We start from the raw sequence: 12,479 nt of genomic DNA, 5'->3' as shown, positions 1-12,479 counted from the left end.
AGGGCCATTTCGCATGATTACTCTTCACCCGATACCCCTTGGATGGTCAGTCGCATGTTCGCCTGAGCAAGAGTGCGTGCGCCTTCCCAGAGCCAAGCCTTGACCGAATAACCAAAAAAAACGGGACTCTCGCGAGTCTCCGACAACACTCCGGGAGTCCGTCCATGAAAGCCCTCGAGCGTCTTTCCTTCTCCACCAAGTTTGTCTTGCTCGGTCTTCTGGTTATTGCCCTGATTGCAGTGCCAAGCACCCTATACGTGCTTGGCGCGCTGCAGACGGGCCGCCAGGCAGATCGGGAAGTGCAGGGACTTGCGCCGGTGCACGCGCTTTTGCATCTGGTTGCGCTGACCCAGCAACATCGCGATCTGGTCGCGGCGGTGCTCGGCGGCGCCGACTCCCTCCAGCAGCCCCGCCTGGTCAAGCGAACGGAGCTACAGCGTGCTTTCGAGGCAAGTGAGCTGGCGCTGCAGACGGCGCAGGTCAAACCGGATCTTCTGACCGCCTGGCGTCAGGTGCGCGAGCAATGGCAAGCACTCTCCGATCAGGTCGATAAAGACTCCGTCAAAGCCAGGCAGAGTCTGCAACTGCATTCGCAACTGATCGCCTCTATTTTGCTGATTGAGGATGCCCTGCTTGATCATTTCGAGCTGGCGCTGGATCCGATGCTGGAAACCTACTCGTTGATGTACGCCGCGCTGATCGAGATGCCACAGACCGCCGAGCTGTTCGGTCAATTACGCGGTTTCGGTGGCCTGTATCTCGCGCAGGGGCGAATCATGCCCGAACAACAAGGCGCCTTGATGGGGCTCACCGCCCAGGCTCAGTCCAGCCTCGACAGGATGAGTCGGGCCTTCACCAAGGCTGTTACCACCGATCCTGCGCTTGCGTCGGTGCTGGAACCACCTCTGGCGGCGTTGCGCCTCCAGATCGAACAGGTCCTGGCATTGACTGACAAACAGCTGGTCGCGGCCGTCGAAATGGATCTATCTGCCGATGGCGGCTACGGCGTGAAACTGAGTTATCCGGTCACGGATTACCTGGCTGCATATGCTCGTCCCATCGGCGCGCTACAGGCACTCGGAGATAGCGCCTTGACGAAGCTGGGTGACGCGCTGACCGCGAGGCGCGACAGCTATCGCCAAGACACTGTGTGGATGTCTGTCGGTTTGCTGGCGCTGCTGTTGGTTGGCGGCACTTTAGCCATCCTGATCGTACTGCGTCTGCTCGAACAGCTGGGTATCGCCATGGTGGCGGCGGAGCGAATCGCCAAGGGCGATCTGACCCACACACTCGCTATCAGCGGCAAAGATGAAGCTGCACGTTTGCTGCAGGCGCTGCAGTGCATGCAAACGGACCTGCGAGGGACCGTCACTCAGGTGGTGAGCTCAGCCGAACAACTGAGCTCGACTTCCCAGGCATTGAGCACTGTGACCGAAGACGCCAGTCAGGGATTGCAACGGCAGAGCGAGGAGCTCGACCAAGCCGTTACAGCCGTTACCGAGTTGACCTGCGCCATCGAAGAAGTAGCGCGCAATGCTGCTTCGGCCTCCCTGGTGTCCCAGGCAGCCGATCAACGTGCTCGACAGGGCGAAGACAGTGTCATCCGGACTGTCGGTGCCATCGAGTCGTTGACTGGCGATATGGCTCATACCGCTGATGCGTTGCAGAGCCTGGCAGCCCAGATAGGTGATATCGGCTCGGTGCTGGATGTGATTCGAGGCATCGCCGAACAAACCAATCTGCTGGCGTTGAATGCCGCGATCGAGGCGGCCCGGGCGGGAGAAAGCGGCCGCGGTTTCGCCGTGGTGGCCGATGAGGTGCGAGGCTTGGCTCAAAGGACCCAGGCCTCCACTCTGGAAATAGAAACCATCATCGGCTCGGTACAGCAAGGCAGCCGTACTGCCCTGAGCGCCATGCACAGCAGCAATGAAAAAACCCGCGACACCCTGGGGCTCGCGCGTGCAGCGGGCACCGCACTCAATGCCATCGTCGAGGCTATCGGCCAGATCAACGCCCGCAATTTAAGTATTGCCAGCGCTACAGAGGAGCAATCCCAGGTCGCCCGTGAAGTCGATAGCAATCTTTTGAATATACGTGATGTGTGCGCTCGAACATCTGCTGGAGCTCGGCAGACCCGGGTTTCCAGCCAGGAACTCGCCAGCCTGGCCAGCGAGTTGAGTGGGAGGGTCGGTCACTTCAACGTCTGAACCCCAGTTCGTGCTCGCTGGAATCGTGCGAGTGCATTCGCTCTTTACATCAGCCATGGCATCCGCCTCGGTAGAGCCTGCTGCCATCAGCTGATATTCAGCAGCCAACGCTGCAGCCGCGATGCTTTCAGCATCCTGGCCTGTGGCGTCTGAATAGACTGAAGGCTGTCTCGGAACAGGACTCGATCATGCTCAAGAATCGTTTGCAAGACCCCAGCCTTCTGGCAGAACTCGCGTACATCAACGGCCAATGGGTGGGTGCCGATAACGCCGCCACCCTGGATATCATTGATCCCGCCACGGGCGAATGCCTGGCCAGGGTTCCGGCCATGCAAGGCGCGCAAACTCGTCTGGCCATCGAAGCTGCCGAGCGCGCATGGCCAGCCTGGCGCGCTCGACCTGCAGCTGAGCGCGCGGCGCTATTGGAGCGTTGGTATCAAGCCATGCTCGATAATCTCGACGACCTGGCGTTGATCATGACCTGCGAGCAAGGCAAGCCGCTCAACGAAGCCAAGGGCGAGATCCGTTATGGTGCCAGCTTCGTCAAATGGTTTGCCGAGGAAGCACGGCGGGTTTATGGCGAGACCATTCCAGCCCCCAGCGGCGACCGTCGTCTGCTGACCCTGAAGCAACCGGTCGGCGTCTGCGCTGCAATCACGCCGTGGAATTTCCCCAACGCGATGATTACTCGCAAATGCGCACCGGCCCTGGCCGCCGGCTGTCCGGTCATCGTCAAGCCGTCGGACTTGACGCCGCTTTCAGCTCTGGCGCTCGCGGTGCTGGCCGAGCGTGTCGGGATCCCGGCCGGCGTGTTCAACGTTGTGACTGGCATGCCCAAGGGCATTGGCGAAGAGCTGACCAGCAACCCGACAGTACGCAAGATATCCTTCACCGGCTCGACTGCCGTGGGCAGCTTGTTGATGCGTCAGAGTGCCGATCAGATCAAGCGCCTCAGCCTGGAGCTGGGCGGCAACGCGCCCTTCGTCGTGTTCGACGATGCGGATCTGGAACAGGCAGTGACCGGCATCATGCAAAGCAAATTCCGGAACGCAGGACAGACTTGCGTCTGCGCTAACCGGATCCTCGTGCAGGACGGGATCTACGAGCGTTTCGCTCAGCGGCTGGTGGAGGAGGTGGGCAAGCTCAAGGTCGGCAATGGCCTGGAGGCTGACGTAACCATAGGCCCGTTGATCAATGCAGCGGCGGTTAGCAAGGTAGCCCGGCATATCGACGATGCCCTGGGCAATGGTGCTCGCTTGCTCTGTGGCGCCATTCCCACAGGGGACGACCAGTTCGTCCAGCCGACGGTGCTTGCCGACGCCCATGCCGGGATGTTGCTGGCTAACGAAGAAACCTTCGGCCCGGTCGCACCGCTGATGCGCTTCAGCACTGAAGAAGAAGCGCTGTCCCTGGCCAATGCCACACCTTATGGCCTGGGTGCCTATTTCTTCACCCAGGACCTGCGCCGTTCCTGGCGCTTCGGTGAGGCGCTGGAGTTCGGCATGATCGGCCTCAATACCGGGCTGATTTCCATGGAAGTAGCCCCCTTTGGCGGCGTCAAGCAGTCCGGCCTGGGCCGTGAGGGCTCAAAATATGGCCTGGACGAGTACTTGGAAGTCAAAGCATTCCATATCGGTGGACTGTAAGGCGACTCCTCTTTGTACAGACTTGATTGACGCGAATCCGCGAAGGTAATGACATGAGCAAGACATTCAAAATCGCCGCGATTGCCGGCGATGGTATCGGCAAGGAAGTACTGCCCGAGGGGCTGCGGGTGCTGGAGCAGGCTGCACGCAAGTGGGATCTGGACTTGAGCATCGAAGTGCTCGACTGGGCTCACTGCGATTACTACCTGGAACACGGGCAAATGATGCCCACCGATTGGTTCGAACAACTCAAAGGCTTCGATGCCATCTACTTCGGTGCGGTAGGCTGGCCGGACAAGGTCCCGGACCATATTTCCCTGTGGGGCTCGCTGCTCAAGTTCCGTCGCGATTTTGACCAGTATGTGAACATCCGCCCGGTGCGCCTGTTTCCCGGCGTTCCATGTCCGTTGGCCGGTCGCGAGCCTGGTGACATCGATTTCGTGGTGATACGCGAGAACACCGAAGGCGAATATTCCTCGGTAGGTGGCAAGATGTTTGAAGGCAGCGAACATGAGTTCGTGCTGCAAGAGTCGGTATTCACCCGGCGCGGTGTGGATCGGATTCTCAAGTTCGCCTTCGACCTGGCGCAGACCCGGCCGCGTAAGCATTTGACCGCTGCGACCAAGTCCAATGGCATTTCCATCAGCATGCCCTACTGGGACGAGCGCACCGCGCTGATGGCCGAGCGGTACCCGGACGTCAGTTGGGACAAGCAGCACATCGACATTCTCTGTGCGCGCTTCGTGCTGCAGCCGGATCGTTTCGATGTAGTCGTGGCCTCGAACCTGTTCGGCGATATCCTTTCCGATCTCGGCCCGGCCTGCGCCGGCACCATCGGAATCGCTCCCTCAGCCAACATCGATCCCGAGCGACGGTTCCCGTCGTTATTTGAGCCGGTGCACGGCTCGGCCCCGGACATTTTCGGCCGCAACATTGCCAATCCGATCGCCATGATCTGGTCCGGCGCTTTGATGCTGGACTTCCTCGGCGAGGGCGATGAGCGCTACCGTGCCGCCCATGACGGCATTCTCAAAGCCATCGAGCAGGTTATCGCAGAGGGGCCAATTACCCCGGATCTGGGCGGACAAGGCTCGACCCAAGATGTCGGCAAGGCGATTGTCGAGGCACTCTAGACCGGTTAAAAAAATCGCGCATCACCCTTTTGCCCGCTCACACTGCGGGCTTTTTTCTTGGCCGGAAGGTTGCCGTGACTAGATTGTCGATCTTGCTTTTGGCTTGCGTTTGGCACGCCAAGAGCTGGGCAGGCGCACCGATAGATGTGGTCATTCTTTGCGATGCCGGATACCCACCCTACAGCTACGTCGAGGGCGACGAGGCGAAGGGGATCTACACCGACATTCTACGCATGGCCTTTACCCGTATGCCTGACTATCGCGTGCAGATTCGGCCTGTACCCTGGGCGCGAGGCCTGAGGGAATTGTCGCAGGGACGCGCCTTGGCTCTTTATCCGCCATATCGCCGTCCCGATGAACGACCGTGGATGGATTACTCACGCCCCATCGTGCGGGAGACACTGGTTGTTTTTATGCGCACCGAAGTGGCTCGGACGCTTGAGCAGGAACGCTTTCCGCAAGCCTACGGCGGTTTACGCATCGGCCAGAACAGAGGGTTCATAAACATCGTCGATCAGGATTACCAGAGCATGCTGGCCAAGGGCGAGCTGCGACAGATCTATTCCAAGGACAACCGCACCAACCTGGCGATGCTCTATCGCGGGCGACTGGATGCCTACATCAATGACCGCCGAGCCGTTCTTTGGGAGCTGGAGCAGATGCGGCGCGACGGCGTTTTTGATCAAGACTCTCTCAACTGGATAGCCGAAGGGCCCTGGCTCTCAGGCGAAGAGGGGTACCTGGGTTATACCCGCATTAATACGTCGGCCTATCCATACAAAGACGACTTCAAAAAACGCCTTGATGCGATCCTCTCCGATCTAGAGCGGGAGGGCGTCATCTATCGCATCGTGAAGCGTTACGATGCGTTTTATCCTCTTGACCTGCGGGCAGCGGGTATTCAAGGGGTTAGCCAGTAAGTCCTTGGGTCATTCGCGCTTCGCCAACAACGCGTTAAAAGCCGTACTGGCTTTTAGCTGAGGACAACGCCCAATCTCGCTCGAGAAACGTATCCTGGAAACAGGGCTAGTAGCCCTGTTTACGGTCAACTTGGCCGAGCATGGGATCTCCACGCTGATGTCGGCGGATATTCTCCAGCAGCACATCAAACGCGCTTTCCGGCTGGGTCATTGCGGCAATATGCGGGGTCAGGAGGATTTGCGGGTGCTGCCAGAATGGATGGTCGGGCGGCGCTGGTTCTTCGCGTAATACGTCTAGAACCGCTGCACTCAGCTGACCGCTGGCCAAGGCCTCCAGCAGATCTTCCTCAATCAGGTGCCTGCCTCGACCCATATTGACCAGCGCGGCACCTTTGGGCAGGTACTGGAATAGATGACGGTTAAGAATCCCCTCAGTCTGCTTGATGAGCGGCAAGGCGCAGAGCAGGATGCCGCATTGACTGAGGAATGCCGGCAACTGCTCCGCCCCGGCAAAGCAGTCTACGCCGGGCATGCAATGCCGGCTGCGCGCCCATCCAGACAAGCTGAACCCATACGGTTGCAACGTCGCGAGTATCTGCCGGGCTTGTAAACCCAGGCCCATGACCCCGACGCGGCGTTTGGATGCGGGTAGCAGTCGATGGGCTTGCCAGCTTTTTTCGGCCTGTTGCTGACGATAGCGCAGCATATCCCGGTGCACGCTGAGCACGGCGAAACTGGCGTATTCGCACATGCCCTGGGTAATGCCAGGATCAAGCAAGCGCACCACCGGCAAACTCGCTGGCAAACGGCTCAGGTCGAGCTGATCGACGCCAGCCGATAGCGCGAACAGCACTTGCAGGTTTGGCAGTAACGTTTCGAGATCGTCCGGGGCCTGCCAGGCCGCCAGGTAGCGAATATCCTGCGGATCGCCGAGCTCTGGCCAGGCGCGCCATTCAATATCCGGTGCCCGTTCAGCGAACAGGGTTTTCCAGTGTTCGCCGCGCACCGGGTCGGCTTTATAGAGCAGGGTCATGGGCGTTTCCTCTCATGAAAGGAGAATGGGAGCATGCCCGAACAGCGGAGCAGAATTGGTCGAAATGCCTGGTTTGAATTGATCTGTGCAGTTGTATTGCGTCGCAAATTGGCAGATTGCATGGGGCCACCGGTGGCTGATGGATTCTGCCGTTTTCCGGGGTGAAAACAGTCGAACCGAACTTCTCAGCGGGCAAGTTCGGCTTAGAGCATTGCGTCAAAGGCTTAACCTAGAACACATCGCAGCCGCCTCCTGGTTGCCTGGCTCACAATGGGAGATGCCATGAATAGCAAATGCGAAGAAACCCCTTATCTGCTCCAGCAGCGTGACCAGTTCGTGCCACGCGGGTTGGTTACTGCTCACCCACTGGTCATCGACCGAGCCCTAGGGGCCGAAGTATGGGATGTGAGTGGTAGGCGTTACCTGGACTTCGTCGGTGGCATCGGTGTAATGAATATCGGCCACAATCACCCGAAGGTTGTAGCGGCGGTGCAGGCGCAGATGCAGAAGGTCACCCATGCCTGTTTCCAGGTGGTTGCCTACCAACCTTATCTCGATCTGGTGCAGCGTTTGTGCGGACTGGTTAGCGGCTCGAGCGGCATTGCGCACAAGGCGGCACTTTTCACCTCAGGTGCGGAAGCCGTGGAGAACGCCGTCAAGATTGCCCGCGCTCATACCAAGCGTCCGGCTGTTATTTCCTTTCGTGGCGGCTTCCACGGCCGGACGTTGCTCGGCACGACCCTGACCGGTATGAGCCAGCCCTACAAGCAAAATTTCGGCGTGGCACCCGAGGTCTTTCATACTCCTTATCCGAATGCTTATCGCGGCTTCACCAGCGAAATGGCGCTGCAGGCACTGAATGACCTGTTTGCCACGCAGGTGTCGCCCGAGCGGGTAGCCGCAATCATCATTGAGCCGGTTCAGGGCGACGGTGGTTTCCTTACCGCACCGCCCGAATTCCTCCAGGCGTTGAGAGCGTTGACCGAACAGCATGGCATCGTGTTGATCGCGGATGAAGTGCAGACTGGTTTCGGCCGTACCGGTACATGGTTCGGTTTTCAGCATTCCGGAATTCAGCCGGATCTGGTCACCGTAGCCAAGAGCCTGGCGGCCGGAATGCCGATCTCGGGTGTGGTTGGTCGCGCAGAGATCATGGATGCCCCAGCTCCAGGCGGCCTGGGCGGTACATACGGCGGCAACGCGCTGGCTTGTGCGGCTGCGCTGGCGGTGATCGAGACCTACGAGCAGGAACAATTGCTGGCGCGCGGCAAGAAGCTGGGCGAACGTTTGCATAAGGGCCTCCTGCGTTTGCAGGCGCGTTTTCCCCAAATTGGTGACGTGCGCGGTACCGGTTTCATGCTGGCGATTGAGCTGGTCAAGGACGATGCTGGCGGCAGCCCGGATCCGGAGTTGAATCAGCAAGTGATTGATGAGGCTCGTAAGGGTGGCCTGCTGGTAATCAAGTGTGGCGTTTACCGCAACGTACTGCGTTTCCTGGCGCCTCTGGTAGCCGAAGAGGCGCAGGTCGACGAAGCGTTGGACATTCTCGAAGGGGCGTTATCACGCGTTTTGAGCTGATGTCTGATCTCGGTCGGCATATTCGATGTAGGGAGAGGGATGCCGACCGAGGATTCTAATGAGTATCCATTCATGAAATACCTTCATGGGAGGCTTTAGGCCATGGAATTGACTGACTACCGCGCGCTGCTGATTGATTGCGATGAGGTCCTGTTTGATCGCAACTCTGGCATCTGGACGGCCTTGCAACCGCTGCTCGAGAATTATCCAGATACACTGACTAGAGAAGAGGTGTTGGCTGACTATGATCAGGTGATACGCGGCCTCAATCCTCTGTTCTCCAAACTGGGGTTCAGTGGTTTGCAGTGTTTTGCACATCGCCAGTTGGCCGAGCGCCTGGGACTCGATGCCAGTTGGGAGGAGGGCATGAGGTTCGCCCGTTCCGTTAGCGACTGGTCACTTTATGAGGACGCACCAGGCGCGATGTTGTACCTGCGCAAGTTTTACCGGCTGCTGATATACGGGGATCGTGACAATGCAGATCGCGAGGCATTCTGTGAACGATTGGGAATCACATCTGAAGATTTTCTGTCACCGACCAGCAAACCGCTGGAGGATCAAGCGTGGCTATTGGCAAATGACCTTGATCCGAAGGAGATTCTGCTAGTATGCGGTTCAGCTGACCTGTCTTCGGCAAGTGGCTTGTGCCTGATCCAACGTGGTTGCAGCGAGCCGCGTACAACGAGTCCGGCGGACTTTTACATCGACAGCATGGCGGATTTGGTAACGCAGCATCAACAATCTCTCAGGCGTTGATACTGACAGAATGATTGCATAGAACAATCACGAGGTATGCGATGGAAGGTTTAATCAAGCTTGACAGGATTGACATCAATATTCTGGTAGAGCTGCAGAAGGATGGCCGCATTACCAATGTCAGTCTTGCCGATGCGGTAGGCCTATCGGCCAGCCCTTGTCTACAGCGTGTCAAGCGGCTCGAGTCTGCCGGGTATATTTCCGGGTACAACGCACACCTCAACCTGGCCAAGATCACTGAGTCGGTGACGGTTTTCACAGAAATCACGCTGCACGACCACAAGCGCGAAGATTTCGCCAAGTTTGAGTCCAATATTCGCTTAGTTGATGAGGTGCTCGAGTGTCACTTGATCAGTGGCGGCTATGATTATCTCGCTCGCTTCATGACTCGAAGCATTCCGCACTATCAAGAAGTGATGGAGGGACTATTGGATAAGAATATCGGTATCGCCAAGTACTTTAGTTACATCGTTATAAAATCGCCGGTACTCAAGGATGGTGTTCCGTTGCGTAAGTTGCTGCATCGCTGACGGAGGATGACCTGGCGGTGGTCCGTCGCATAACTTTATTGAGATACTTAATTGTGAGCTCATTTGTCGTCAAGACAATGCGGTTCTTATGAAGTGAAGAAACCTTATTTGGCATATCTAATCATCTCAAGGCTTGCAGCTTCAGCCAATCGTGGCTTGATCGGTTCCTGTGTGCATCGGTCAGCGCGGGGCACTGCGGCGGTGTGGATTTTGCGCGCACGTTGGTTTAGTCACGAGCACTTACGCGCTTAAAGAGATGCGTATGCGCGATTTTTTTGACTATCTAATGCGTCTCCTACCTAGAAGTATTAGACAGTGATCGAGGTATTTTCGATGGCACATGTTTGCCTCTAATGATTTGACTAACGTTCATTAAATTTTTGATTAATTTGATATACAAGTTACCTGATAAGAATGGGAATTGATAGCATTCACCTGATTCCAACCGGCTCTTTGTGTGCCCGGTAACTTCTCAAAGGATATGTTCATGCGTCGAACTCTCGTATCTGCGTGTGTGATTCAGGCTATCTTCCAACTTACATGGGCTGAACAGGCAACTTATAATGGCGGGGCTCTAGAGCTGCAAGCGCTCAACATCAGTGGCATGTTTGATGAGCAGCCCCAAGGTCCAGTACAAGGCTACCGGGCGACCCGTTCGACCAGCGCGACCCGCACCGACACCTCGATCCATGAAGCCCCGCAGTCCATCACGGTAGTGCCAAAGGATGTGGTCGAGGACATCAGCGCCACCCGATTGCAGGACGCTCTCGATTACGCCGGCGGCGTGGGACGGGCCAATAATTTCGGCGGCCAGGGACTGACCACCTTTACCGTTCGCGGTTTTACCACCGGTGAGTTCTACCGCAATGGTTTCCCGATCAACCGCGGCTATCCGAACATGCCCGATGCCAACACCATCGAACGCCTCGAAGTGCTGCGCGGGCCGGCGACCATGCTCTATGGCCGTGGCGACCCGGGCGGTACTTTCAACGTCATCTCCAAGCAGCCATTGGCGCAATCCACCGTGACTCTGGGTAGCCAGCTCGACGATCAGGGCATGCAGCGCGGAACCCTGGACGCCAGTGGCCCGCTGGACGAAGAAGGCCGTCTGGCCTATCGCCTGAATGTGGTGGGCGAGGGCGGCGACACCTTCCGCGATCATGTCGAAACCGAGCGCTACGGCGTAACGCCGGTGCTGAGCTGGCAGGCCACCGACGACACCAAGGTGATCTTCGAGGGCGATTTCATGCGCAACAATCACCCGCTGGATCGCGGCCTGACCCGCTACCCCAATCAGATTGGCACCGCATCTCGCGACACCTTCTGGGGCGAAAAAGACGTCGGCAAATTGCACAACGACAACAACATGGCGCAGCTGCGTTTCGAGCACATTCTTAGTGATAACTGGACCCTGGGCGGTGGCTTCCAGTGGTTCGAGGGCACCCTCCAGGGCAATGCGGTCGAAGGCAACGGTGCCGCTGCGGATGGCCGCACCCTGGGCCGCAACTTCAACTACCGCAAGCTGGAATGGACGGACAAGGACACCCAGCTCAACCTCACCGGGCATTTCACCGGGGGCGGTTTCGATCACACCCTGCTGACCGGCGTCGAGTACGAGGATTACGACTACAAGTCGATCATCCAGCGCTCCAGCGGCGCGGTCAGTGCCTACCCGATCGACATCTTCGATCCGGTGTATGGCCAGCCGCGTCCGGCCCCGACCCGCACTCCGACCGACGACAAGGAAAACCTCAAGACCTACGCCGCCTTCATCCAGGATCAGGTCGAATTGACCGAGCGCCTGAAACTGCTGGCCGGCGCACGCTTCGAGCGTTTCGAACATGACTACCAAACCTTCGTCCCGGGCGGCAGAAGCTGGCAGGCCAGTGACAACGCGGTGACTCCGCGCCTTGGCCTCACCTATGACCTGACCGACACCGTCGCGATCTACGCCGATACCGCGCGCTCGTTCAAACCCAACATCGGCGCCAGCCGCGAGGGTGGTGGGTTCGAGCCGGAGAAGGGCAAGTCTTGGGAGCTGGGTATCAAATGGGAAGCGCTGGACAGCCAGCTCAGCGTCGATGCGGCGATCTACCAGATCGAAAAGCGTAACGTGCTGACGACCGACCCGGTGGACTCGACCTCCAGCGTCGCGGCCGGTGAAGTGCGCAGCCGTGGCTTCGACCTCAACGTCGCCGGCAACCTGACCCCGCAATGGCGGGTGATCGGTGGCTACGCGTACGTCGATGCCGAAGTGACCAAGGACAACGTCATCAAGTCCGGCACGCGCCTGCTGAACATCCCGCAGAACAGCTTCAGCCTGCTCAATGTCTACGAGTTTCAGGATGGTGCTTTGAAAGGGCTGGGACTTGGGGCGGGCGTGAAATACGTCGACGAACGTGCGGGGCAGACCTCCAATACGGCGTTTTCGATGGGCAGCTACACCGTTGTCGACCTGCTGAGTTACTACAAGATCAACGAGAAGATCAGGCTGAACCTGGATGTGAAGAACCTGGGTGACGAGGATTACGAGGAAGGCGCCTTCGGCAACGTATACGCCTATCCGGGGGCGCCGAGAACGGTGCAGGTCGGGATTTCCTACACCCTCTAAACACCGTATTGCGGCTAACTGAACACTTTTATTCAGTGCAAACATTCAACAAACAAGACTATTCC

General features: G+C 58.0%; 9 protein-coding genes and 1 pseudogene. 9 read left to right on the top strand and 1 reads right to left on the bottom strand.

Annotation, left to right across the window (positions count from 1 at the left end; all coding sequences use genetic code 11):
- Positions 1–164: 164 nt before the first annotated feature.
- The 5 genes and pseudogenes from ACZ89R_RS03805 to ACZ89R_RS03785 form a co-directional block, all read left to right on the top strand.
- Positions 165–1,349: pseudogene (locus ACZ89R_RS03805) on the top strand (nitrate- and nitrite sensing domain-containing protein); the annotation flags it as partial.
- A complete protein-coding gene (locus tag ACZ89R_RS03800) occupies positions 1,344–2,207 on the top strand; it encodes a methyl-accepting chemotaxis protein (protein ID WP_476241489.1) in 864 nt (287 codons plus the stop codon). The pseudogene ACZ89R_RS03805 and the gene ACZ89R_RS03800, both read left to right, overlap by 6 nt.
- A gap of 188 nt (positions 2,208–2,395) precedes the next feature.
- Positions 2,396–3,853 carry an NAD-dependent succinate-semialdehyde dehydrogenase gene (locus tag ACZ89R_RS03795; RefSeq protein ID WP_429546648.1) on the top strand — a complete coding sequence of 486 codons (1,458 nt, stop codon included), beginning with the start codon at positions 2,396–2,398 and terminating at the stop codon, positions 3,851–3,853.
- Between the two features lie 53 nt (positions 3,854–3,906).
- Entirely contained in the window at positions 3,907–4,986 is a 1,080-nt protein-coding gene (locus ACZ89R_RS03790; protein ID WP_429546649.1) for a tartrate dehydrogenase, read from the top strand.
- 74 nt (positions 4,987–5,060) lie between these two features.
- Entirely contained in the window at positions 5,061–5,906 is an 846-nt protein-coding gene (locus ACZ89R_RS03785) for a substrate-binding periplasmic protein (RefSeq protein WP_429546650.1), read from the top strand.
- 106 nt (positions 5,907–6,012) lie between these two features.
- Here the strand turns inward: ACZ89R_RS03785 and ACZ89R_RS03780 are convergent, their stop codons facing one another.
- Complete coding sequence (locus ACZ89R_RS03780) at positions 6,013–6,939, bottom strand: 2-hydroxyacid dehydrogenase (protein ID WP_429546651.1); 927 nt, start codon at positions 6,937–6,939, stop codon at positions 6,013–6,015.
- A 282-nt stretch (positions 6,940–7,221) separates the two neighbouring features.
- Here ACZ89R_RS03780 and gabT point away from each other — a divergent pair, with 282 nt between their 5' ends.
- The 4 genes from gabT to ACZ89R_RS03760 all read left to right on the top strand — a co-directional run bounded on the left by gabT (position 7,222) and on the right by ACZ89R_RS03760 (position 12,414).
- Complete coding sequence (gene gabT, locus ACZ89R_RS03775; RefSeq protein WP_429546652.1) at positions 7,222–8,517, top strand: 4-aminobutyrate--2-oxoglutarate transaminase; 1,296 nt, start codon at positions 7,222–7,224, stop codon at positions 8,515–8,517.
- A gap of 102 nt (positions 8,518–8,619) precedes the next feature.
- Complete coding sequence (locus ACZ89R_RS03770) at positions 8,620–9,273, top strand: HAD family hydrolase (protein WP_429546653.1); 654 nt, start codon at positions 8,620–8,622, stop codon at positions 9,271–9,273.
- A gap of 41 nt (positions 9,274–9,314) precedes the next feature.
- A complete protein-coding gene (locus ACZ89R_RS03765) occupies positions 9,315–9,803 on the top strand; it encodes an Lrp/AsnC family transcriptional regulator (protein ID WP_429546654.1) in 489 nt (162 codons plus the stop codon).
- Positions 9,804–10,290: 487 nt separating this feature from the next.
- Complete coding sequence (locus ACZ89R_RS03760; RefSeq protein ID WP_429546655.1) at positions 10,291–12,414, top strand: TonB-dependent siderophore receptor; 2,124 nt, start codon at positions 10,291–10,293, stop codon at positions 12,412–12,414.
- The last annotated feature ends 65 nt before the right edge of the window (positions 12,415–12,479 follow it).

The organism is Pseudomonas sp. TE3728 (genome assembly GCF_056279145.1).
This window is presented reverse-complemented; position numbering and strand designations above follow the sequence as displayed.

Coding starts and splice junctions, on each gene's coding strand:
- ACZ89R_RS03760 (WP_429546655.1), top strand. CDS start 10,291: ATGCGTCGAACTCTCGTATCTGCGTGTGTGATTCAGGCTATCTTCCAA.
- ACZ89R_RS03795 (WP_429546648.1), top strand. CDS start 2,396: ATGCTCAAGAATCGTTTGCAAGACCCCAGCCTTCTGGCAGAACTCGCG.
- ACZ89R_RS03780 (WP_429546651.1), bottom strand. CDS start 6,939: ATGACCCTGCTCTATAAAGCCGACCCGGTGCGCGGCGAACACTGGAAA.
- ACZ89R_RS03800 (WP_476241489.1), top strand. CDS start 1,344: ATGCAAACGGACCTGCGAGGGACCGTCACTCAGGTGGTGAGCTCAGCC.
- ACZ89R_RS03790 (WP_429546649.1), top strand. CDS start 3,907: ATGAGCAAGACATTCAAAATCGCCGCGATTGCCGGCGATGGTATCGGC.
- ACZ89R_RS03770 (WP_429546653.1), top strand. CDS start 8,620: ATGGAATTGACTGACTACCGCGCGCTGCTGATTGATTGCGATGAGGTC.
- gabT (WP_429546652.1), top strand. CDS start 7,222: ATGAATAGCAAATGCGAAGAAACCCCTTATCTGCTCCAGCAGCGTGAC.
- ACZ89R_RS03765 (WP_429546654.1), top strand. CDS start 9,315: ATGGAAGGTTTAATCAAGCTTGACAGGATTGACATCAATATTCTGGTA.